The sequence below is a fragment of the Vibrio sp. Isolate23 genome, from assembly GCF_022398095.1.
Taxonomy (GTDB): domain Bacteria; phylum Pseudomonadota; class Gammaproteobacteria; order Enterobacterales; family Vibrionaceae; genus Vibrio; species Vibrio coralliilyticus_A.
Genome location: NZ_JAKEUV010000001.1, coordinates 834,425 through 857,496 on the forward strand (window position 1 = coordinate 834,425; position 23,072 = coordinate 857,496).

Below are 23,072 nucleotides of genomic sequence, written 5' to 3' on the forward strand. Positions count from 1 at the left end.
CAAAGCAACCAGTGAGAGGTGACTCATGGCATTTTGGAATCGGAAACCACAGCCTGATGCAGCGGAACAATTTTCCGCCTCTGCTCAGGATAGCCTAATGGAAGAATATGAGCCTGTAAGTGAGCAAGGGTTATCGAAGGATCAGCTCTTTTCTGCATTGAATGCAGCGCAAACAGCCTTGATGATGATTGACCGAGACTTCAATATCACTTACGTCAACCAAAAGTCTCTCGAACTTTTGAAAAAACATGAAGCTCTGTTTCAATCGCTGTGGCCCAACTTTCGAGCTGATGAAGAGTTTCTAATGGGGTTTTGCATCGACGGATTTCATGCCAACCCGGCGCATCAACGCCATATGCTGTCCAACCCCTCCAATCTGCCATATACCACAACGATTACAGTAAAAGACGTCAAAATTGAGCTTAACGTGGGAGCCATCATTGATGGAAAAGGGCAATATGTCGGTAATACATTGGAATGGTCTGATGTGACAGCAGAACTTGCTCAACAAAATGATATCGCAAGGTTGCAGGCGGCGGTTGATCAAGCTCAAACAGCGATGGTGATGATTGATCGTGACTTTCAAATCACATATGTCAACCAAGAGACAGTCCAATTATTTAGTAAGCATGAAGCGACCTTACGTACGGTTTGGTCGGGATTTACAGCTTCAGAAGAGTGGCTAATGGGTAGGTGCATAGATGAGTTCCACAAAAATCCTGCTCATCAGAGACAGTTATTATCGACGCCGAATAACTTACCTTACAAAACGGATATTGACATTGCCGATATAAAAATTGAGCTCAACGTTGCCGCAATCACCGATGCAAAAGGTAACTATATAGGTAACACGTTGGAATGGTGTGATGTCACTGAAGAGAGAGCGAAAGAGCAGGAAGTCGGACGTTTAGCATCAGCGGTCAAAGGTATGACGACCAACCTGATGATGGCGGATAAAGAAGGCATTATCCAATATATTAATCCTGCCTTATCCAGTTTATTGAAATCGCGAGAAAGTGACTTACAAAAAGCCCTGCCAGGCTTTGATGCGAGTCACCTTGTAGGGAAAAACATCGACGTCTTCCATAAGAACCCAAGCCATCAGCGCAATATCATCAACAATCCTGAACGTCTTCCTTTTAGTTCTAATATCGCTGTTGGTGGGCTTGAGTTTAATCTTACTTGCATTGCGATGCATGATACTAAGGGCAATTATATTGGACCAGCTCTGCAATGGGAGGACATTACCGAGCAACAAGATGGCCAGCGTCAGGTTGAGGCTTTGATCCAACGTGCCATCTCTGGTGAGCTTAATGAACGTATTGATACATCAGTCTACAGTGGGTTTATGAAAGAGCTAGGTGATGGTATCAATAATTTGCTGGATACCATGGTAGAACCTATTGGTCAGTGTATTGATGTTATGAGTCGCGTCGCAGACGGCGATCTCAATACCAACATGTCCGATAACAAAGGGGAGTTCGGCAGGCTTTCTGATGCGGTAAACACTTCGATCATTAACCTTCGCAATATGGTTGAAAAAATCACCCATTCTTCGGCTCGGGTGGCCACTGCTTCTACTGAGATCGCAGAGGGGAACAATGACTTGAGTCAGCGCGTCGAAGCTCAAGCCTCAAACCTAGAAGAGACCGCGGCAAGCATGGAACAGATGACGGCAACTGTACGCCAGAATGCTGACAACGCTAAAGGAGCCAATACACTAGCGGAGGATGCGACCAAGAAAGCCAGCAAAGGTGGGGAAGTGGTTGGTCAGGCCGTGTCGGCTATGTCCGAAATTAACACCGCGAGTAAGAAAATTGCCGATATTATTGGTGTAATTGATGAAATTGCCTTCCAGACTAACCTATTAGCTCTGAATGCAGCGGTAGAAGCCGCAAGAGCGGGTGAGCAAGGGCGCGGCTTTGCGGTTGTAGCAGGCGAAGTTCGTAACTTGGCTCAACGAAGTGCCGCAGCTGCCAAAGAAATTAAAGGGCTGATTAAAGACAGCGTAGAAAAAGTCGATGAGGGTTCACGACTTGTTGATGAGTCCGGCGAAACTTTGAATGAAATTGTCGATGCCGTCGAGAAAGTCACAGAGCTGATTGCTCAGATTGCTTCGTCTAGCTTAGAGCAGTCGACGGGGATTGATGAGATAAATCGCGCCATCACGACGATGGATGAAATGACACAGCAGAACGCTTCCTTAGTTGAAGAAACTTCGGCAGCAAGTCAGTCCTTGAAAGATGAAGGCAAACAGCTGCTTCATCTAATGAACTTCTTCGCGACTGATGATAACGTCGCGACATTTGACTCCAGAAGGACGGCAGACTCTGGGCAAAGTAGTAATGTTAGGGAGATAAGAACACCGCGTGTCGCAAACTCAGGATTTAAAGCCAGTGAGGAAGGGGACGAATGGGAAGAGTTCTAAGCCGAGACGAGGGGGCGCTACCGAGTGAAGAATTTGAACTGACGGATAGAGATTTCAAGTTTATCCAGTGGTTCATGCATAAACACGCCGGTATCTACTTTTCTGATCGAAAACGAACTATGGTGTACGGCCGCATAAGCCGCCAGCTTAGGCGGCTTGGCCTGACGCGATTCTCTGAATATAAGCTGCTGATAGAGCAAGACAATAAAGAGCGCGTTAGGTTTATCAACAGTCTCACCACTAATAAGACGCAGTTTTTCCGCGAATATCATCACTTCGAGTTTCTCGAAAAAATTTTGTTAGAAGAGTGGCAGCAGCAAGGTCTCGATAGAGTGAACATCTGGTCGGCAGGGTGTTCAACTGGAGAGGAGCCCTACAGTTTTGTGTCTTCTTTGTATTGTGCAAACGCATTCAATCGTTTTCAGCAAGTTGAAATTTCTGCGACAGATCTCGATACCAAAGTGTTGTCTCATGCGAAGCAGGGCATTTATAGCGAAGAGGCGATCTCTACCATTCCGGCTAAGTATCTACAGCGCTGTTTTTTTAAAGGAAGGGGGGCTCAGGAAGGAAAAATCAAAATTGCCAATGGCCTGCAGAGGCACGTTCAATTTGAGCAGTTAAACCTGCTAGATGGATGGGGTTGGCAACGGCCTTTTGATTTGATTTCTTGCCGTAATGTCATGATTTATTTTGATAAACCTACCCAAGAGAAATTGATTCGACGCTTTCACCAACAGCTTAAACCTAATGGTATTTTATTTCTTGGCCATTCGGAAAGTGTCGGCTCGTGTAGCAATATCTTCCGTCACTTAGGCAAAACCATCTATGTGAAACAGTAGGGGGAATTATGATTGGGCTAAAAGATTCGAAACCAAAATATGAAAATAGCCATTTCAATCGCTTTTATCACCCTCAAAAAGAGAGGCATATGATTAAGGTATTTCCTGGAGGAGTCTATTGGACACAAGAAGATGAATTGATTGCAACGGGGTTAGGCTCATGCATCGCGGCTTGTATTTGGGATGACTCTGCTGCTGTTGGAGGGATGAATCACTTTCTGCTGCCGTTTCACAATCTCTCAGAAATCAACTCGTGGAGTCCAGATGAAGTTGTGTCTACCGCTTCTCGATATGGCAACCATGCGATGGAAATGTTAATTAACGCATTGATTGCCTATGGGGCAACGCGCTCATCTCTCAAAGTTAAGCTGTTTGGCGGGGCTCAGATGCTGGGACATCATTCTATGATTGGAGAGAAGAACATCGCATTCATTTTAAATTACGTAAAGCAGGAGAACCTAGATGTTATTGCCCAAGATCTCGGTGGGCTAGAGCCCCGAAAGATTATTTTTAACCCCTTAACAGGTCAGGCTTGGCTCAAGCGAATCCCTTATACCGAGGTTCATCATCTTCAGCAAGAAGAAGACAAGTATGCCAGTCAATTGGATAAAGAAAGCCATCGCCCTCATGACGACGATGTGGAGTTGTTTTCATGAAAAAAATCAAGGTGTTGATCGTTGATGATTCCCCAGTGTTTAGAGCATTGCTTGAACAGATCATTAACTCGGATCCTGAACTTGAAGTAGTTGCGATGGCCGGAGACCCTTATCAAGCTCGTGACTTAATCAAGGTTCATAACCCAGATGTACTAACCTTAGATATAGAAATGCCCAAAATGAATGGCGTGCAGTTTCTCAAGAATTTGATGCGCTTACGCCCTATGCCAGTGGTGATGATATCAACCTTGACGCAACATGGTGCGGAACCAACATTGACGGCTCTAGAGCTCGGGGCTGTTGATTACTTTCCTAAACCTTCGGTTCATAACACGGGTGAGATGGTCACCTATAAAGATCTGGTTAATGACAAAATAAAAATGGCGGCAGGGGCGAATGTGCTCCAAGACAAAGCGAGGCTTATGCCTTCGAAGCTTGTGAATGCCCATAGTGGAAAAACCAAGTTTGAGTTAGTCGCCATTGGCGCGTCAACGGGGGGAACTGAAGCTATCGGGTTGGTTTTGTCAGCCTTACCCGCAGGATTACCACCAATTGTGATCACGCAGCATATTAGCGCTATGTTTAGCGCGTCTTTTGCACAACGGCTAAATGACAACAGCAATATTCAAGTCAAGGAGCTGGCTGTGAGTAAAGCACCACTAGTTAATGGTTGTGCGTATGTGGCGCCTGGAGATAAGCACTTAGTGGTGGTCAAGCAAGGTGTGCACCTGTATTGCCAGCTTGATGATAGACCCACGGTTAACAGGCACAAGCCTTCAGTTGATGTCATGTTTGATGCCGTGGCAGAGACGGTCGGGAGTAATGCGATTGGTATCATTTTGACAGGGATGGGGCAGGATGGAGCAAAAGGTTTGCTGAGAATGAGGCAAGCAGGAGCAGTGACCATTGCTCAGGATCAAGCCTCTTCTGTTGTTTGGGGAATGCCCAGAGTCGCTGTTGAGCTTAATGCTGCGCAAAAAGTATTAGGCTTGAAACAAATACCTCAACAGATTTGTGACTGTTTAAAGCAAGCGATTGAGTGATGAGAAACAACGTCAGGAAAGAACTATGAGCAAAATAATAAGGGCACCAAAATATCGATATGGCATTGCGATTAGTACGCAGGTCATATTGCTGTCTATTGGAATGACCCTTTCTTCCTCGAGCGCACATGTCGCTGTCATGGTACTGGCTGCTGCGGTTCCATGGTTTGTGATTCCTCGCCGAGAAGCGCAGAACAATGAAGATAAGCCGTCTATTCAACAGACTAAACCGGTCCAAAATACCAAAACGGCCGCTAAGGATATTAGTGAGCTTCTCGGTAAAATCTCATTGCAGCTTAATGAACCACTTGATCACCAGCATAGCGTTGTGGATGAGTCCGTTGAAACGTTGAATGAAAGCTTTTTTGAGGTGCAAAAGCTTGCGGAAGGACAGAATGAGATAGCTGAGGCGCTCGTCAGCAATATGGTTGGGAATAAGCAAGGGGATTACGACATTGCGCAAGTCCTGCCTAAAACTGAAGGCATTATTCGCCAATTTGTCGATACGCTAATCAATGTGTCAGAAAAGAGCATCTCTGCGGTGCACAGTATCCATGATATGTCCGAAAAGTTGGACTCGGTTTTCAAATTATTAGCGCAAGTTAGAGGGTTATCTGAACAAACCAACTTACTTGCACTGAACGCAGCCATAGAAGCGGCAAGGGCGGGGGAAGCGGGGAGAGGGTTTGCTGTCGTCGCTCAAGAAGTGAGAAATCTGTCTGTTAAAGCCGAGGAGCTTAATAGCCAGATTGAGAAAGAGATTAACATTGCTCAGAACACGGTCGAGGAAGCGAATAAGACGGTTGGTGAAATGGCATCCATCGACATGACAGAGGCTATCGAATCTAAAGATAAGGTCGATGATATGTTGAAGGGAGTGCAAAGAGCGAATGAGTCTGTTGAGCAAGAAGTGCAAAAAATTAAATCCATTGGTGTCACCCTTCACCGCCGTGTAGGAGATGGTGTCCGAGCTCTTCAGTTTACCGATATTATTGTTCAGCAAGGCGATTATGCCAAGATGAGTGTCGGGTTCCTTGAGCAAATGGCCCATCTCTTTGTGGAATACGCCAATGGGAAAATTAGCGGTGAAGAATTTAACCTAGCGGTTTATGAGCTAAAGAACAGCCTTGAGAATAGAGGGGCGCCTGCCGCTTCCCAAGAAAGTATTGAAGAAGGTGAAGTTGAACTTTTTTAAGCAAGTGAGTTTGAGTGTGCATGAGCCAGTAAGGCTCTTGTCGTAAACAAGGAGATACTATGTCAGTAGAATCGGAAGTCGATGTGAATGCTAAGCACGTTACCATCCTGATTGAGGGCGCTTTTGGTTTTAACTTAGTACAGGAGTTTCGTCGCTGTTATTCAGATAAACGAGATTTTCAATTTACTATCGATCTGCGCAAAGTCGACTATATCGACAGCGCCGGGCTAGGGATGCTGCTTAATATGCATAACTATCTCGAACAGGATGATGGGATGATCCGTATTACTAATACGCTACCACAGGTACGAAAGATACTGACAATTTCTCGTTTTGATAAAAAATTTGCTATTGAATAGCGGTTAAGGAGGGTCGTATGCATGTCATGATAGTTGACGACCACGCGACAAATCGAGAATTATGTCGGTTCATGCTTGGTGAGATGGCTGAGGAAGTCACAACATTTGAAAATGGCGAAGGTGTGGTTGAGGCGATGCAGGAGATGTCATCGCTTCCCGACGTTATTTTGCTTGATGTAATGATGCCAGTCAAAGATGGGTTTACTACTGCTCAGGAAATCCGAGATGCATTTCCAAATTTACATATCCCTATTATTTTTCTGACCGTTTTAGATGACCACGACTCGTTTGAGCGTTGCCTGACCTTGGGTGAAGACTTTATCCCTAAACCTGTCGAAAGAAGTGTGCTTGTTGCTAAAGTGCAGGCGCATTATCGAACCGTGAAGATGCACAATGAGGTTAAGGAGCAAAGGGATGAGTTGAGTAAATTCCATGAACAGGTACGCTATGACTATGCCATCGCTGAGTCCATTTTCTCCAATTTGATGGATGAAATGAGCGCCCAAGTGAAAAGCATCTATGGCGTCAACTACATTTCTACACCCTCTACGATTTTTAACGGGGACCTGATTGTTGTCGCCAATCGCCCGCATGGTGGCGTTTACGTCATGATCGCCGATGCAACCGGGCATGGTTTACCTGCCGCGATATCAGCAATACCTGCTACGAGAGCATTTTTTTCAATGGCATCAAAAGGTTTATCGTTAGGGGAGATTGTGCGAGAACTTAACGATGTACTGGTGCGCTTTCTTCCTATGGGAATGATGCTTGCCGCGAGTGTGTTTGAGGTCAGAGCTAATGGATTTGAAGTCTCTTGGTGGGGGGGCGGTCTTCCTGACGGTTACATTCTTGATAAAGATGGCTCAATTGTCCGCAAGTTGGTGTCTAGGCATATGCCGCTGGGGGTGCTCGAAGCTCATGAATTTGAAACAGACCTTATTCATTTAAAAATGGAGCCTGATCAGAAAATCGTCTGTTATACCGATGGTGTTATTGAGGCAGGAAATGGTACTGGGGAGCAGTTTGGTCAAGAAAGGTTGGAAGAAGCGATCACCTCTGGGCGAGCTCTCATTCCTACCCTGTTTGAATCTGTGAGAAAATTTGCTAATCGCAATGTCGGTGATGATCTTTCTATTCTGGATATGGAATTCCCAATCTCTAACAGTAATGATCACGTTGTTAAGCAAAATAGCTTTTACCTGAGTAAAACACCGACTCAATCTAAAATGCAATTTCCTGCGTCAGTATTAAAGTCGGTAACGATCATGACGGAAGTTCGTCAGATATTAACAGGAGTAATGTCTGGACCTCATTTAGATTTGGTCTGTTCAGTTCTGTCTGAACTCTTTGCTAATGCGATAGAGCATGGTCTATTGCGACTTGATTCTAAGATTAAGGAGGAACCGGACGGATTTTTTACTTTTTATCAGATGCGTGAAGATAAATTGAAAGAGTTGCCTGAAGAACTGTGGGTTTCTTTGGCTATTGACTATAAGCCTGAGCAGAAGCAGTTGGTTATGAATCTAGAGCATAATGGTACTGGCTTCGATTATGAAGAAATAAATCGTGAACCAGATGAGAAAACACTCACTCATGGGAGAGGAATAGTTCTTGCTTCTGAATTATGTGACTCTTTAGAGTATTCAAAACAAGGGAAATGCGTGACAGCGGTGTATAGTTTAGATGCTCAACATCACTTCCCGAGCTCTGTTTAATGACATTTACACTGTAAACGGAGCCTAGAAGTGACCTACGCCCTACTTTGTCACAATTTTGATACTGTAATTCGTGAGGATTATATAAACTAAAGTTATAGGGATTTGACTAAGTAGGCTGTAAATGTGGGAAAAATTAGTCAACTTATCTGATGATAATCAACAGGTTATTGCAAAATTAAGACCAGATATGAACATTGACGGTCGTTTTGACAGTAAGGGTGTTGAAGAGGCATTAGAGCAGATAGGTGCCACGGACTTTTGCATATTAGAGGAAGAAATTACTCGGTTTATTAATTGTGCAAAGGAAGGTAAGAGTGAAGCTCAGGTAGGTTTTCCTATCGCTGAAGTCAGAGATGCAATGGTCGAAGTCGTACTCTCTGAGCATGACATGTTGGCCAGCATGGTTGTCACCGGTGCTTATCGAGGGTCACCACTTAAAGGCCCTCAGATCGTACACGCCTTAGCTCAAGCGCACGTCACGAAAGGAATCAATAAATTAGCCCTCAAAAAAGTGCTAATGATGAGCCATCAGCTAAAACCGGGAGAAACTTTTACACAACCTGTTGCAAAAGGTAAGGATCCTGTTCAAGGGCAAGACGCCAAATTTATTCCACTCGTAAAAGACGTCACCAAGCAAGTTCTCGCTCCTACACAAGATCAGAATGGTAAAGTAGATATGCTTGATCTTGGAGGAACCGTAACGGTCGAAGAAAAAGCTCGTTTGATGAAGCGCATTCCGGCCACAAAAGGTACACCTGGTGTCACAGTTCAAGGCAAACCTATTCCTCCCAAAGCTGGTAATGATGCAATGCTCAAAGCCGGCAAAGGCTCAGAAATCTCTCCGGATGACCCGAATGTGCTGATTGCTGCGGTGTCAGGAATGCCTGTGATTAAAGAGCGTACCGTCGAAGTTGAAGATGCGCTTTGTTTACCGACCATAGGTGTTGCTACGGGGCACATAAAATTCAAAGGCAATGTTGTTGTTACGGGTAATATCGAGTCTGACATGATGGTTCGAGCTACCGGTAATTTAACTGTGGGTGGATTTATAGAGTCTGCGGATGTTCAGGCGCAGGGCAATATTGATGTTGCCAAAGGCATTATTGGCCACAATGTTTCAGAAGATGAAGCCAAAAGCTGCCATGTAAAAGCGGGTGGCTCTATTACTGCAAACTATGCTCAATTCTCAGAGCTGCAAGCTGCGGAAAATATTAACCTGTCAGTACATTGCATGAATAACGAAATCCGTTGTGGCAAAGACCTAATGGTATCAGATGAGGCAGAGAAGCAAGGCACCTTAAGTGGGGGGCAAGCCAAGGTGGGTGGCAAAGTTACCTGTGTAAACCTTGGTGTCGAAGGTGATACACCGACTTATGTCAATGCCTTTGCTCGTTATCAAAATTTCAAAGAGCGCCAGCAAAAGTACAAAGAGCAATATAAGCTTGCTCAAGAGGCGACCATGGATGTGGTTCGCAAGGAGTTAGAGTTCAAGAAAACACCGAAATCTGAACGAAGTGATGAAGAAGAAGCCAACATCGAGAAACTCAAGGCAGAATCGAATGCTCGTTTAGAGAAAGTGAAAGCGGCGCGAGATAGACATGAACTAGAGTTTGAGCAAGCTCTTGAAGAGAATGTTGTTGATGTGAAAAGTAAAGTTTTTACTCACGTTACAGTTCAGTTTGGTGATGAAAAAGTCATCACTAAGCGAGTACATGGTGCGAGTACATTTTCTTTTAACCAGTATGAGATTCGTTGTGCTTACGCTATAGATGAAGAAGCGCTTGAGCAAGAATAAGTGCTTTTGCTTAGAATGACCCATTTATTATGGGTTGATATTGTTGACTAAAACGCCCGATGTCCCTCATTGGGCGTTTTGATTTTAAGCCAGTTGATCCTCATTTTGAGCTACGGCCTCCTGAGTGCTGAATCCACGCACGATGTTGCTCAGGGTAATGACAGCGAAGGCAATAATGACAAAACTCAAGTGCCATGCTTGATTCAAGCCCAATGTTACCAGCGCCATGCTGACGATAGATGAGATGATCATTTGACCGCCACCAGACATAGCGGCGGCGACCCCTGCTTGTTTTTTGTATGGCTGCATCACCATCGCTTGCGCACAGGGAAGGGCTATTGCATTGCCTAAGATCATCAGTAGCTGGCCAAGCATTAAATAGAGCGGCTCAAGCGGACAGAAGAAAAACCATAGTGCGGAAGCAAGGTGCAATACAGGTGTACACAGGAGCATTTTCTTACTGCCCGTCACGGGTCTTATCCGATTGCAGATACTGGTTCCCGTTAACATGCCTATCGCTGGAATTAACGCCCACATGGCATATTCATCGGATGTCATTCCAATCTGATCTTGCATGATAAAGGGCATCACGGAGACTGTGGTGATCATCAGGCTGAAGTTTAACCAGCCAATACTGGCGAAACTTATGAAATACCGAGAGGTGAGCAGTTCACGATATTGTCTCAGCATGCTGGTCGGTGAAAGCAATGGTTTAGTGTGACTTAATGTTTCGTCGAAAAATATCGCCAAAGTAGCCCAAGCAATCGCCACATAACCGAGTAATGAGACAAACACCATACTCCAGCCAAAATGGAAGTTGATGAAGCCTCCTAAAACTGGAGCGATCAAAGGCGTGATTGACGCTACCATAGCTATATAAGAAAGGGCGGTAGGCAACTGAGCGCCATTGTAGCGATCTCTGGTTGAAGCGCGTGCTAACACTGCACAGCAACCGGTTCCCAAACCTTGAAGTAGCCTTCCTAATACTATTCCAGCGAAGGAGTCGCTGAGTAAGAGGATGAGTATCAAGCCCGTTAGCGCGAGTAGTAGCCCTGCCAGCAACACCTTCTTGCGACCCAGTGAATCAGAAATGGGACCATATAGGAATTGTGAAGGCCCAAAGCCGAGTAAGTACACACTGACTAATAACTGAGCTTGGTCGAGAGAAATATTGAAGTCGCGAGCTATCCAAGGCAAGGATGGGAATACCAACCCCATACTTAATTGGCCGATACTGATGATCAAACAGGCGAGTAGAATGGTTCTTGGTTGGATTGTGTTACTCATCATTCTCTCCACAAGCAGGCTGGCCTTTTACACGACGTTTAAGACAGCCTTCGTCATCATGGCTCTGTAACTTGGCTTTGACTCTTTTTACTGTTGATAGGCTCACGCCACATTGTTCGGCAACGTTTTGCAGGGTTTCACCTTGCATCAAGAGTTCAGTGATTTGTCGGTGTTTCTGCTTATCAGCAGGGCGACCGCGGAATTTTTGTTTCCATAATTCAGGGTTTTCTTTGAGTTGTTTTCGCCCCATCTCTGCGGCAAATAAGCGGTGTTGAGTCTGTACTTGTCCGTAACCAGACAACAAGGAGAGTACGGTTTGGCCTTGTATTGTGTTTGGTTCAAGTCGTAATGGTTCACATACGGTTTGTACATTAACGCCCTTTTTATAAAGTCGTTCTACGACATGAAGCGCCTGACTAAAATCATGACCAAATACACTTAGCCACCAGACTACAACCGTATCATTCGCTTTTAATACATTGAAAAGTTTGACGAATTCAGGTCTTTCCATAGGTGGAATATACCCATATACCTTGTCCTGAAAATGTATAGCTTCAGGAGCGGCAGCTTGAATTTGCTCTAGCTGTTGCGAATAAGCTTGGTTTTTTGGAGAAAACCGAGAGTAAAGATACACAGTCATACAAAGAAATTTATGGTTTATTTGATGTTATGGTTCATAAATGTAGATTGGTTCATTAATTAATGCAACACCAAATGAGCTTTTTGTATGATTCGTGTTATTTTAATCTAAGCAATCTTAGGTACTTGGCTTATATTTTCTATTGAGTTTCGACACAGTAATGACATGCAAAATCATTATCCTGTGCTATTTACACTATAAATGTGGGTTAGATATGTTGTTATCCCTACCACCTGCGATGACCTTGATTATCGCCATTGTCCTTGAAGTCTTCGCCACCTCTTGGTTGCCTAAAACGCAGCAGTTCACGGCGTTATTGCCAACATTAGGCGTGTTAGTGGGTTATGGATTGGCGTTTTATCTGCTTTCGCTGACGGTGCAGAGCATGGCGTTAGGCGTGGCTTATGCGATCTGGTGTGGGGCGGGTATCGTTTTGGTCGCGGCCCTTTCTTGGCTGGTCTATGGGCAAAAGCTGGATGTGTATGCTTTGGTTGGTATCGGCTTTATCCTGTGTGGCACGGTGATCATTAACCTCTTCTCTACGTCAGTTAGTCATTAATCTGTCATCTTGGCGTCGAAAATCTGCAACCTGATTGAAGTAATTTTCAGTTTTTACTTCAATCAGGTACAGCCATGTTACCCCCATTACGTGCATTAGTGGCCTTTGAAGCGGTTGCCCGACTTGGCTCGATTGGTGCTGCGGCTCGGGAACTGTGTGTTACGCAGGCCGCTGTGAGCCAACAACTAAAAAGTCTTGAAGCGTTTCTCGACACGACGCTGTTTGAGCGAACGCAAAAGGGCGTCAGGTTGACGTCGTCTGCTCAGCATTATCAGCCCATCGTTTCTGGCTCATTGGCTCACCTTAAACTTCAGACTCAACTGTTGTTTGGTGAAAAGGAAACCGATGTCCTGAGCCTCAGAGTGAACCACACCTTTTGTCACAACTGGCTCCTATCGCGTTTACCGCATTTTTATAACAAATACCCTTTCATTCGCTTGGATATTCAGCTGGTCGACTGGCCTTCAACTACCCCTTGTCAGAACGTTGATATCGAATTGACCAATGGCAAGGTGGAGAGCGAAGACACCAGTGCAGAGCGACTGTTTCAGGAACACTGGCAACTGGTGTGCAGCCCTGAGTTCAAACGCAGCTATCAAACTCAGCTTGATGAGCGTGATTTTTCACAGCTTCCTGCTGTGCAGGTCAAGGGGTATCAGGAGAACTGGCTTCAGTGGCTTAGCCACAATCAGTTCGATGCGGTGTTGCCTAACGTTCAGCTCGAAATCAGCAACTCTCTGCATGCGTTGGAAGCGGTCAAGCATGGTGTTGGTGTGTTGTTAGTGCGGTCGCTGGCCGCGTCGGAGCTGTTAAAAAATGGAGAATTGGTGTTAGCGATGGAGGTCTCCATGCCTGCTGAGTCGGGCCATTATCTGATCACCAAAAACAGTCGTAATGCCAAGGTCAATTTCTTTTGTGATTGGCTGCATCATCAGATCAAAGACGATGGTTTGGCGTAAAGATTTTCTTATGAGTGTCCATAAAAAAAATGAGGGGCACTCCCACAGGCTTGTCACATAGCACGCTTAGTTTATTGACACATTACGGAAGTACTAAGGTCAAACCATGAGTACAATCTCACAACAAATATCGAACCACCTCAAAGTGCTGCTGTTCACGGCACCATTGTTGATTCCATTGGTGGCTTTTTGGTTAGTGCCGTTCGGCTACTCAATCTATATCAGCTTTACAGATTGGGATTACATCTCGCCTGAATACGACTTCATCGGCCTGGAAAACTATCAGTATATGGTCGAGGATTTTGAGTTTACTCAGGCGTTACTCAACACGTTTTGGTTCTCTCTCTGTGTGGTTATTCCGACTGTGGTATTGGGGCTGGTGTTTGCTTTACTGCTGCATAAAAACTTTGCGGGCAGTCAGTTTTATCGTGCAGTGATCTTCTCACCCTGGATTACACCAACGGTAGCGGTGTCGATTGTCTGGTCTTGGGTGTTTGAGTCCAAATCCGGTCTGGCAAATCAAATACTGATGTCGATGGGCTTCGACAAGATTGCTTGGCTGGAGCAGGGCGATACTGCCATGGTCGCGGTGATTATTGTCACTATTTGGCAGGCCATCGGTTGGACCATGCTGTTTTACATCAGTGCGCTCAACAAAATCCCTAGTTCTCTCTATGAAGCGTCACTGATTGACGGTTGCAGCAGTCTGACTCGCTTTTTCAAAATCACGTTACCGCTAGTGTCACCGACCACTTTTTTCTTGTTGGTGGTTAACATCATCAATGCGGTCCAGGCGTTTGACCAGTTCCAGATCCTGACACAAGGCGGGCCTGGTGGTGAGACTCGAACACTACTTTATCTCTTCTATCAGCAAGCTTTTGAGCGTTATGAAATGGGGCCGGCGGCGGCGACATCATTGGTGATTTTCCTGATCACTGGACTACTGGCACTGGCAAATACCTACATTGGTAAACGCTGGGTTTACTACTGAGGATAGGATAATGACGACACAAGTTATGGATAGCGCGCCACGATTACGCCAGATAAATGAGCCGCTTCAGGCGGTGGCTGCTGACAAGTCAATACCGGCTGTTCAGGAAAAGGCCAGTAGGCGACTGGAAATACAAACACTGACTCCTATAGGTAAGCACTTGTTTCTCGCTGTATGCGGCACGTTAATGGTGTTCCCTTTTCTCTGGATGTTGTCTGGTTCTCTGAAATCGAACGATGAGATTTTTGCCAGCCCACTGAATTTGATTCCGGAGCAATTTCGCTGGGAGACCTTTATTGAGACGTTCCATAGTGCACCATTTGGGCTGTACATTTTCAACAGCTTCAGTGTCGCGCTTTTTACGACTTTGCTAGTGATCATCAATTCTGCGATGTTCGCTTATGCCTTGACTCAGCTGAAGTTCCGCTCAAAGACGGTGCTCTATTTTGTTGTGATGGGCTGTTACATGTTGCCGGGGGCGGTGACTTATATTCCATCTTACATCACGCTGGCGAAGCTGGGGCTACTTGACTCACATATGGGGCTGGTGGTGTCCAATGCAGCGTCTATTTTTGGCGTTTTCTACCTGCGTCAGGTCTTCATCAAAATCCATCCGTCACTGATCGAAGCGGCACGTATTGATGGTGCGGGTGAGTTGAAAATCTTATGGGCGATTTTGCTGCCTCAATGCAGAGCAGCGGTCGCCACCTTGTTCCTGATTACCTTTATCACGAACTACAACAGTTACATGTGGCCGAGTCTGGTGATCACTTCACAAGAGTTGAACCTGATTGCAACCGGGATTCGCCACTACTTCATCGCCGAAGGCAATTACGGTCTTAACTGGTCGCAAATTATGGCAGCCAGCACGATTGCCGTATTGCCTTTGTTGATTCTATTCGTCTTGTGTCAAAAGACGATTCTTTCAGGTATCGCCGATAACGGCGTAAAAGAGTAAATGGAAATGAAACTAAAAACTCTCGCACTAGTGTGTGTTGGCGCAGCGAGCGCTTCAATGGTCTCGGGTAGCGTTCTGGCAAAAACGGAAGTGAATTTCTGGTATTCCGGCGGTACAAAACCTCAGAAGCTGATGACTCAGCTGATTGAAGAGTTTAATGCCAGCCAAGATGAATATGTTATCAAGCCAGCATTGCAAGGAAACTACACCGAAACGTATCAGAAACTGCAGGCAGGTTTGGCTTCAAAAACCGCTCCGGAAGTGGTTCTGCTTGATTCAGTCCGAGCTGAGGCGATGTATGAGCGCGGCTTGAGTCGTGATCTTAAACCGTATATGGACGCAGAGTTCAACTTCTCGGATTTTGTCGGGGCGTTTAAAGATCAGGTGACGGCTGAAGATGGAACAGTGATTGGCTTACCAGCTTATGGTACGACTCAGGTGTTTTACTACAACAAGAAAGTGTTGGCAGACAATGGCTTTACAGAGAAAGACCTGAGCACCTGGCAGGGTGTGGCTAAAGTTGCTGAAAAAGTGACTCAGCGAGATGCGAAAGGCAACACGACTTTTTATGGTTGGGAACCGATGTGGGGTCAGGACAATATGATCGACGCCGCGTTCTCTAATGGCGCTAAGGTGATCAGCGATGATGGCAAAACAGTACTGATTGACTCAAAGCAATGGGTTGAAGTGTGGGACAGCTTCCGTAAATGGATTCACGAAGACCAAATCATGCGTATTCACCACGGTGGTCAGGGCTGGGAGTACTGGTACAAGACCATTGATGATGTCATGAAAGACAACGCCCTAGGTTACACAGGCTCATCGGGTGATCAGGGCGATCTTGATTTCACTAAACTTGCTGCAACCACGCAGCCTGGTTGGGGTTCTCACCCATCCGCACCTCAAGCTGGTGCTCTTGTCTATGTAATGCCGAAAGGGACCGACGAAAAGGCAGCACAAGGTGCGTTTGAGTTTATGGAATTTTATACCAATGCTAAGAACACAGCGAAGTGGTCTATGTTCACAGGTTACATCCCTGTACGTATGAGTGTAGAAAGCGTGCCTGAGTATCAGGCGTTCACCAAAGATAACCCACAAGCGCTGATTCCGTTAAAGCAGGCAAGCTTCGCCAGCCAGGATTTCCTAGACCCAACCAATGGCAAGATCATGGATGCGCTGAAAGTGGCCGCCGATCAGATTCAAATTCAGAACGTACCTGCTGAGAAAGCGCTGAAACAAGCGGCGAAGAAAGCGCAGCGTGCGCTGGACAGAGTCAACCGCTCTTAATCTTGATAAGGAGCCTGCTTGGGTAGGCTCCTCCATCCTACAGTGGACTTAATTGGTGAAACCGATGATAGAATTTCAAGGTGAACTGACCTTCGGCAGAGTGTCGTTGCCGTTTAGGGTTCCGCATGGTGCTGAGGCCATTCAAATTACGGGCACGACCGTGACTAAAGGGTTCTTATACGCAGCAGCGTACGATAGTCATGGTCATTTTCGCGGCAAGGTATTGTTTGAAAAGGCTCATAAGTCACTGAATATCTGTGCAGAGCAGTCAGGGTTTGGCGCGATTGACGGTGAGTTGGTTGCTGGGGAGTGGTCTCTGGAGCTGTACAACCTTGAAGGTGAGTTTCGCTCTGAGCGGGCGATGCAGTATCAGGTGAATATCGCGTTTGATCAACCGGTTGATACTCTAGCTATAGACAGTGTCGCGACTGTAGGTTTGGATCATCAGATTTCTTTTGATTACAGCCGGTTATTGAGCTCAGAGTCTCGCTGGTATCGAGGTGATCTACATGCACATACTCAGTTATCGGATGGACACAACACCCTTGCGGCAGCCAAACAGATAGTCGAAGCGCAGGGCTTAGATTTCTTCTTTCTTACTGAACACAACATCTGCCAGCCAAGATTACCTTTGTCTGAGCAATGCCTGTTTATGCCTGCCCTTGAAGTGACTACAGACCTTGGGCACTTCAATGTTCATGGCCCACAATCTGCGCTGGATTTGCGTCATGTTGAGCATAGCAGCCAAAGTGTGATGGAAGCAGGATTGGCATTGGCCAACGCTTCTCATAGCTCTATCAGTGTTAACCACCCGATGATGAAGCCATGGCACTGGCAATATGCCTCACTTGAACTCGATAAAGTATCGACATTTGAGGTGTGTTGCGATCCGACTTGGTCAACATCACCTAAAGCGACAAACTCAGCGCTTAACGTATTGAACGAAATGTGGAATTGCGGCCATAGAATCAGCGCCATTGGCGGCAGTGATTCCCACCTAGAACCTCATGAGCGCAATCCGAAAGCGACGGAACCTTCACTCTACGGTGACCCGTCGACCTTTGTGTTTAGTCATGGGCTCAGTGGTGAAGGTATTCTCGCTGGGCTACGTAGTGGACATGTCTATTTAGAGCGTCGCTGCGGCTTATCTTTTGCTATCAACAACAGTGAATTATTACCTGGCTGCGATTCTAAAGGGCAGGCATTGTGCTACCAATTGGCTGTGGACGATGTTGAGCATACTTATTACGCCGAATGCGTTGTCGATGGCGTTGTTGTTGCCAAAATCACACTGCAAAGCACTGAGAAAATGCTGTTTGTAGAAGCCGGCTACTCTTGGTGTCGTATCGATATCCGCCGCGCTGAGAATGATGAATTTGAAGGTTGCATTAACGCCGTTTATGACGGCGACCAACCTATTTTTACTACGCCTCTGGTCAACACCTGGGGTGAACTTATGGAGCGATTTAATAGTGATGAAGTTTAAAGCACTATTGTTTGATAAAGATGGCACTCTGCTGGAGTTCCACAATATGTGGCTCAACGCTTCACGCAGTGCGTGCCAGACGGTAAAGGATTTCAGTGACACAAACCAGGGTCATCAAAACGTCACAGTTGCGGAGTTACTCTTAGCCATCGGCGTAGAGGGCGACTCAGTCGATAACCATGGTCTGTTGGCGTCTAATCCGGTGGAAGACACGGCCAAAGCTTGGTTCGAGATCCTACGCCCAGTCGTTTCTCTGGAAATGTTTACCCGTGTGACCAAAGAGGCGTTTAACCATCATGTCGCCAATCATCCTGAATGGATTGAAGCACTGCCCGGGGTAACAGAAAAACTGAATTCACTTAAACAGCAAGGCATGATTCTTGGCATTGCTACCGCAGATACCAAAGACTCAACACTTTACACTTTGCAGCAATCTGGTTTGAGCGAAATGTTTGATTATGTCGGTTACTCGGACGGTGACATTGAACCAAAGCCAGCCCCAGCACTGTTGAATGCTTTTTGTCAGCAATGCGGTGTTGAGCCACACGAAGTGATCATGTTTGGCGATACGGTGTCAGATATGGAGTTTGGCACTAATGCAGGGGCGAAGAAAATCGGTGTTCTGACTGGAACCGCATTGGAAAGCGAATTGACGCCTGTTGCGGATCTGGTGATTCCATCGGTAGCCCATTTTGACCCACACGCATTTAACGAGTTGATTTAAGGATAAGCTATGGCGGAAGTCACGCTTAAAGGGGTGGAAAAAATCTACCCCAATGGTTTCAAAGCGGTTCATGGTGTTGACCTGAACATTCGCGAAGGCGAATTTATGGTGTTCGTTGGCCCGTCTGGCTGTGCTAAGTCGACCACTTTAAGAATGATCGCTGGTCTGGAGGAGATTTCTCATGGTGATGTCTACATCGGTGACAAACGCGTCAACGATTTACCGCCGAAAGACCGTGGTATCTCAATGGTGTTTCAGAACTACGCGCTATACCCACATATGTCAGTGTATGAAAACATGGCATTCGGGCTTAAACAGCAAAAACTGGCAAAGTCGGAAATTGATCAGCGCATTTCTGAAGCGGCAAAAACGTTAGAGATTGAACATTTATTGCAAAACAAACCGGGTGAAATGTCGGGTGGTCAAAGGCAGCGTGTTGCACTTGGACGTGCGATGGTGCGCAAGCCCGATGTTTTTCTGTTTGATGAGCCGTTGTCGAATCTTGACGCCAAATTGCGAGTGTCAACCAGAGTAAGCATCGCTCAGCTGCATTCGGACCTCAAAGCGGAGGGGCAGAATGCAACCATGATTTATGTGACCCATGATCAGGTGGAAGCTATGACGCTTGGGGATCGCATTTGTGTGCTTAATCAGGGGGAAATCATGCAAGTGGATACCCCAATGAACTTATACCGCTATCCAGCCAACAAATTTGTGGCAGGTTTTATTGGCTCTCCGGCGATGAACATCATTAAAGCGCGTATTGAGGAAATTGATGGTGTCATCAATGTACTCGCAGAAAGCGGTACTCGATGGACGTTGCCAGAAAGTAAGCAAGACTTAGCAAGGCAAAAAATCGGCCAGTGGGTGTGGTTTGGTATTCGCCCAGAGCATATTCAACTGGCGAACCATGATGCGCCACTCTCAGATGTTAACACTCAGCACCACTCTATTAACGTTGTGGAATCGATGGGCAATGAACTATACCTCTATTTCCAAGTTGGCAGAGATAAATTGATTGCTCGTGTGCCGTTTGATGCAGATCGCATGGTGTTTAATGGTGAAGAGACGTTATTGAATTTTAATGTCTCTGAGTGTCATATTTTTGATATCGATACTGAGCAAGCCCTTGTGTAGCCGCACATAAAATGACAAAGCCATCCGTGAAGGATGGCTTTTTGGTTCTCTTACTCGTTGATTTAATCTGGAATTGGCACAACCAAAATGTCGACCGGAGATTTGTTGATCAGGTGCCTTGAATAAGAAATGATCTTGCTCCAGAAGTCCTGATGGTGGCCACATATCAGCAAATCAACGCCGTTTTCTGTAATGGTGTCATTAAGCTTATCGCCCAGATCGCCAGTCCCGACTAAAAAATGCTTCACAGGAAAATCTAGCTTGGCTTGGAACGCTCGCAACCATTCCATTGAGTGTTCATTGAGTGGTCTGACGCTGGCGTCGGCGTGAATGTCGACCAGCTCTGGATAGATTTCTCCATGGGTGCCATCAATGTGGATGAGCGATATCTCCGCGTCATGCTGCTTAGCCATAAATACCGCTCTTTCAATCAACACATTGCTCTCTTCAGAAAGCTCTAGCGCGACCAGAATATGTCGATATTTCATTACCATGTCCTCCTATTGAACTGACTCATTTCATCATAGAGCGAATTACCGAAAAATGTTGTCTAAGAGATCGCGGAAATGCGACAAATTGCATTAGTTGGCGCGTGTTGATAGTCAGTAAAACTAGGAAATAATGCTGAGACACCTCAGCCTCATTTTGTTCCTAAAATGTGAGTTACACTCAGTTCAGGCTCGAAGTGAGAGAGAATATGATGACAACTTTTCCTAAGCATTTTCTGTGGGGCGGCGCGATTGCGGCGAATCAGGTGGAAGGCAGTTTTGATCTCGATGGCAAAGGGCTATCGACGTCTGACATGTTGCCCAGTGGGATTCTCAGTCCGCACCAGACGCGTCAGCAACGCACTGATGGTATCAAAGATCTGGCGATAGATTTTTACCAGCGTTACCCAGAAGACATCGCTCTGTTTAATGAAATGGGGTTCAACTGTTTGCGTTTGTCCATTGCTTGGACGCGTATATTCCCGAATGGTGACGAATCAGAGCCTAATGAAGCGGGATTGGCGTATTACGATCGTATCTTCGACGAACTAGCGAAACATGACATTACGCCTTTTGTCACCTTGTCTCATTACGAGATGCCTTATGCGTTGGTAGAAAACTATGGTGGTTGGGCAAGCCGTAAGCTGATTGGGTTCTTTGAACGCTATGCTCGTAGCGTGTTTGAGCGCTATCAGAACAAGGTTAAACTGTGGCTGACGTTTAATGAGATCAACATGTCCCTACACGCGCCGTTTACCGGTGTGGGATTGGCTGAAGAGGCCTGTGATCAGGCCATTTATCAGGCAATACATCATCAGCTTGTCGCTAATGCAAAAGCGGTGAAACTATGTCATGAGATTATTCCAGATGCCAAGATAGGTAACATGTTGCTTGGTGCGCTCAATTATCCGTACACCTGCAATCCTGACGATGTCATCGCGGCGATGCAGGAAAATAACAAATGGCTGTTTTTTGGTGATGTCCAGACTCGTGGTCGTTACCCAGGTTACATGCTTCGCTATTTCCGTGAAAAAGGGATTGAGATTGACATGCAGCCAAGTGATGTAGAGGAACTGGCGAGCGCCAGCGTTGACTTCATTTCATTCAGCTATTATGCGAGTGGCTGTGCTAGTGCGGATCCCAAGCAGAAAGAGGTCGGTAACATTGTCGACAGCGTGCCAAATCCGTATTTAGAGAAAAGTCAGTGGGGTTGGCTGATTGATCCTAAAGGGCTACGCATCTTGCTTAACTTTCTTTATGACCGCTATCAGAAGCCGTTATTCATTGTTGAAAATGGGCTGGGGGCACGCGATGAAATCAACGCCAATGGGAAGATAGAAGATGATTATCGCATTGCCTATCTCAATGATCATTTAGTTCAGGCCAGAGAAGCCGTATTGGATGGGGTGGAATTAATGGGCTTCACCAGTTGGGGGCCGATTGATTTGGTTGCCAACTCCACTGCACAAATGAGTAAGCGTTACGGCTACATTTATGTTGATCGCCATGACGATGGTAGTGGCACATTAGAGCGTAAACGCAAGAAAAGCTTTTTCTGGTATCAGGACGTTATTCGAACTCACGGAGCATCGCTAAAATCTTGAAGTAAAGGAGCCATTTGGCTCCTTTACTGTATCCATTGGTGCAGCAATGAGTGAGCTGAAAGATACTAAGTAGTGGTCTGTTTCCCATTAAATGAGAATGATAGGTTTGATTTATTTATAAATCCTCATTGAGTGAGAATATAATTTGCGCGTCAATCCAATAAGGCGGTAAAACCGAAAGTGAACACGATGAAGCAAAGCTCAGGGCAAGTGAATGAGAAGGTACTCCAACTTTTGATGCAGGTCGCCGTCAATGAACAGCCAGTCACAGCGAAAGTGTTAAGTGAGCAGCTGGGGACGCCAATAAGCAGTTTATATCGTCATCTGAAATTGCTCAGAGAATGGAATTTGATTGAAGAAAGTGCAAGTGACAAAACCTTGATCATAGGTCCGGCAGCATTGATGCTGATGAGGAGCTATGAGAGTAAGCAGCATAACCTTGATTCGGTCGATTCAGTATTGAATCGCTTACAAAAACAGACTCAAGAAATGGCGGCTTACATGGTGCCAGTTGGCTATCGCGCGTTATGTGTGAGCCGTAAGGAAAGTATGCAAGCATTACGATGCAGTTATGTGGAAGGGCAGAGTCAGCCGTTGCTTAAAGGTGCATCGTCCAAAGTGATGCTTGCATATATGCCTGCACCAAGATGCGAGAAGATTCTACGTCATTTTGGTGAGTACCATCGCTTTGAGCAATGGCAATTGGAGTTAGATCAAATTCGCCATCAAGGTTATGCCCTCAGCACATCAGAGATTGATGCTGGTGTATCCGGTATTAGCGCACCAGTCATGAAAGGCTCTAAGCTGGTGGGGGCGGTGTCCGTAATGGCGCCTGCTCATCGTGTCCAACAGAATCAGCAAAGAATTATTTTGCATGTTCTACAGGCAGCGAGGGCTTTGCCCCCAGAGAGGTAAATTG

General features: G+C 45.9%; 21 protein-coding genes. 18 read left to right on the forward strand and 3 right to left on the reverse strand.

The genetic code is table 11. The annotated features are described in order from the left end of the window. Positions 1-25 precede the first annotated feature (25 nt). The 8 genes from aer2 (at position 26) to L1D31_RS03770 (ending at position 10,033) form a co-directional block, all read left to right on the forward strand. Positions 26-2,428, forward strand: coding sequence for an aerotaxis transducer Aer2 (gene aer2 / locus L1D31_RS03735; RefSeq protein ID WP_239835720.1), 2,403 nt, complete (start codon positions 26-28; stop codon positions 2,426-2,428). Continuing rightward, on the forward strand, positions 2,413-3,267 hold the full coding sequence (locus L1D31_RS03740; RefSeq protein WP_239835721.1) for a protein-glutamate O-methyltransferase CheR: 855 nt from the start codon (positions 2,413-2,415) through the stop codon (positions 3,265-3,267). The genes aer2 and L1D31_RS03740 overlap by 16 nt, the downstream gene beginning before the upstream one ends. 8 nt (positions 3,268-3,275) lie before the next feature. Further along, the gene (locus tag L1D31_RS03745; protein ID WP_239835722.1) at positions 3,276-3,923 is read left to right on the forward strand and encodes a chemotaxis protein CheD; all 648 of its coding nucleotides are present in this window, start codon (positions 3,276-3,278) and stop codon (positions 3,921-3,923) included. Continuing rightward, positions 3,920-4,966: a chemotaxis response regulator protein-glutamate methylesterase gene (locus L1D31_RS03750; protein WP_239835723.1), complete on the forward strand. Its 1,047-nt coding sequence runs from the start codon at positions 3,920-3,922 to the stop codon at positions 4,964-4,966. The genes L1D31_RS03745 and L1D31_RS03750 overlap by 4 nt, the downstream gene beginning before the upstream one ends. A 25-nt stretch (positions 4,967-4,991) precedes the next feature. Beyond that, positions 4,992-6,161, forward strand: coding sequence for a methyl-accepting chemotaxis protein (locus L1D31_RS03755; RefSeq protein WP_239835724.1), 1,170 nt, complete (start codon positions 4,992-4,994; stop codon positions 6,159-6,161). A gap of 59 nt (positions 6,162-6,220) precedes the next feature. Continuing rightward, entirely contained in the window at positions 6,221-6,520 is a 300-nt protein-coding gene (locus L1D31_RS03760; protein ID WP_239835725.1) for an STAS domain-containing protein, read from the forward strand. Between the two features lie 17 nt (positions 6,521-6,537). Next, positions 6,538-8,235, forward strand: a complete 1,698-nt coding sequence (locus L1D31_RS03765; protein ID WP_239835726.1) for a fused response regulator/phosphatase — start codon at positions 6,538-6,540, stop codon at positions 8,233-8,235. A gap of 124 nt (positions 8,236-8,359) precedes the next feature. Further along, the gene (locus L1D31_RS03770) at positions 8,360-10,033 is read left to right on the forward strand and encodes a FapA family protein (RefSeq protein ID WP_239835727.1); all 1,674 of its coding nucleotides are present in this window, start codon (positions 8,360-8,362) and stop codon (positions 10,031-10,033) included. Between the two features lie 84 nt (positions 10,034-10,117). Here L1D31_RS03770 and L1D31_RS03775 read toward each other — a convergent pair whose 3' ends face one another. Beyond that, positions 10,118-11,320, reverse strand: a complete 1,203-nt coding sequence (locus L1D31_RS03775; protein ID WP_239835728.1) for a multidrug effflux MFS transporter — start codon at positions 11,318-11,320, stop codon at positions 10,118-10,120. Further along, the gene (locus L1D31_RS03780; protein ID WP_239835729.1) at positions 11,313-11,960 is read right to left on the reverse strand and encodes a recombinase family protein; all 648 of its coding nucleotides are present in this window, start codon (positions 11,958-11,960) and stop codon (positions 11,313-11,315) included. The genes L1D31_RS03775 and L1D31_RS03780 overlap by 8 nt, the downstream gene beginning before the upstream one ends. A 214-nt stretch (positions 11,961-12,174) precedes the next feature. Here L1D31_RS03780 and L1D31_RS03785 point away from each other — a divergent pair, with 214 nt between their 5' ends. From L1D31_RS03785 to ugpC, 8 genes are all read left to right on the forward strand, one after another. Beyond that, complete coding sequence (locus L1D31_RS03785) at positions 12,175-12,519, forward strand: multidrug efflux SMR transporter (RefSeq protein ID WP_171747429.1); 345 nt, start codon at positions 12,175-12,177, stop codon at positions 12,517-12,519. A 74-nt stretch (positions 12,520-12,593) separates the two neighbouring features. After that, the gene (locus tag L1D31_RS03790; RefSeq protein WP_239835730.1) at positions 12,594-13,478 is read left to right on the forward strand and encodes a LysR substrate-binding domain-containing protein; all 885 of its coding nucleotides are present in this window, start codon (positions 12,594-12,596) and stop codon (positions 13,476-13,478) included. 106 nt (positions 13,479-13,584) lie between these two features. Next, positions 13,585-14,469, forward strand: a complete 885-nt coding sequence (locus L1D31_RS03795; RefSeq protein WP_239835731.1) for a sugar ABC transporter permease — start codon at positions 13,585-13,587, stop codon at positions 14,467-14,469. A 10-nt stretch (positions 14,470-14,479) separates the two neighbouring features. Then, positions 14,480-15,427 (forward strand): carbohydrate ABC transporter permease, encoded by a 948-nt coding sequence (locus L1D31_RS03800; RefSeq protein WP_239835732.1) that lies wholly within the window; start codon positions 14,480-14,482, stop codon positions 15,425-15,427. A 6-nt stretch (positions 15,428-15,433) separates the two neighbouring features. Then, a complete protein-coding gene (locus L1D31_RS03805) occupies positions 15,434-16,714 on the forward strand; it encodes an extracellular solute-binding protein (protein WP_239835733.1) in 1,281 nt (426 codons plus the stop codon). 64 nt (positions 16,715-16,778) lie between these two features. After that, a complete protein-coding gene (locus L1D31_RS03810) occupies positions 16,779-18,200 on the forward strand; it encodes a CehA/McbA family metallohydrolase (RefSeq protein WP_239835734.1) in 1,422 nt (473 codons plus the stop codon). Then, positions 18,190-18,924, forward strand: coding sequence for an HAD family hydrolase (locus tag L1D31_RS03815; RefSeq protein ID WP_239836368.1), 735 nt, complete (start codon positions 18,190-18,192; stop codon positions 18,922-18,924). Before L1D31_RS03810 ends, L1D31_RS03815 begins: the two co-directional genes overlap by 11 nt. A gap of 9 nt (positions 18,925-18,933) precedes the next feature. Beyond that, the gene (gene ugpC, locus L1D31_RS03820; protein WP_239835735.1) at positions 18,934-20,061 is read left to right on the forward strand and encodes a sn-glycerol-3-phosphate ABC transporter ATP-binding protein UgpC; all 1,128 of its coding nucleotides are present in this window, start codon (positions 18,934-18,936) and stop codon (positions 20,059-20,061) included. Positions 20,062-20,123: 62 nt separating this feature from the next. Here the strand turns inward: ugpC and L1D31_RS03825 are convergent, their stop codons facing one another. Beyond that, positions 20,124-20,549, reverse strand: a complete 426-nt coding sequence (locus tag L1D31_RS03825) for a universal stress protein (RefSeq protein ID WP_239835736.1) — start codon at positions 20,547-20,549, stop codon at positions 20,124-20,126. Between the two features lie 212 nt (positions 20,550-20,761). Between L1D31_RS03825 and ascB the strand changes: the two genes are divergently transcribed. Together ascB and L1D31_RS03835 are read left to right on the forward strand one after the other, a co-directional pair. Further along, the gene (gene ascB / locus L1D31_RS03830) at positions 20,762-22,153 is read left to right on the forward strand and encodes a 6-phospho-beta-glucosidase (RefSeq protein WP_239836369.1); all 1,392 of its coding nucleotides are present in this window, start codon (positions 20,762-20,764) and stop codon (positions 22,151-22,153) included. A 180-nt stretch (positions 22,154-22,333) separates the two neighbouring features. After that, a complete protein-coding gene (locus L1D31_RS03835) occupies positions 22,334-23,068 on the forward strand; it encodes an IclR family transcriptional regulator (RefSeq protein WP_239835737.1) in 735 nt (244 codons plus the stop codon). Positions 23,069-23,072 lie beyond the last annotated feature (4 nt).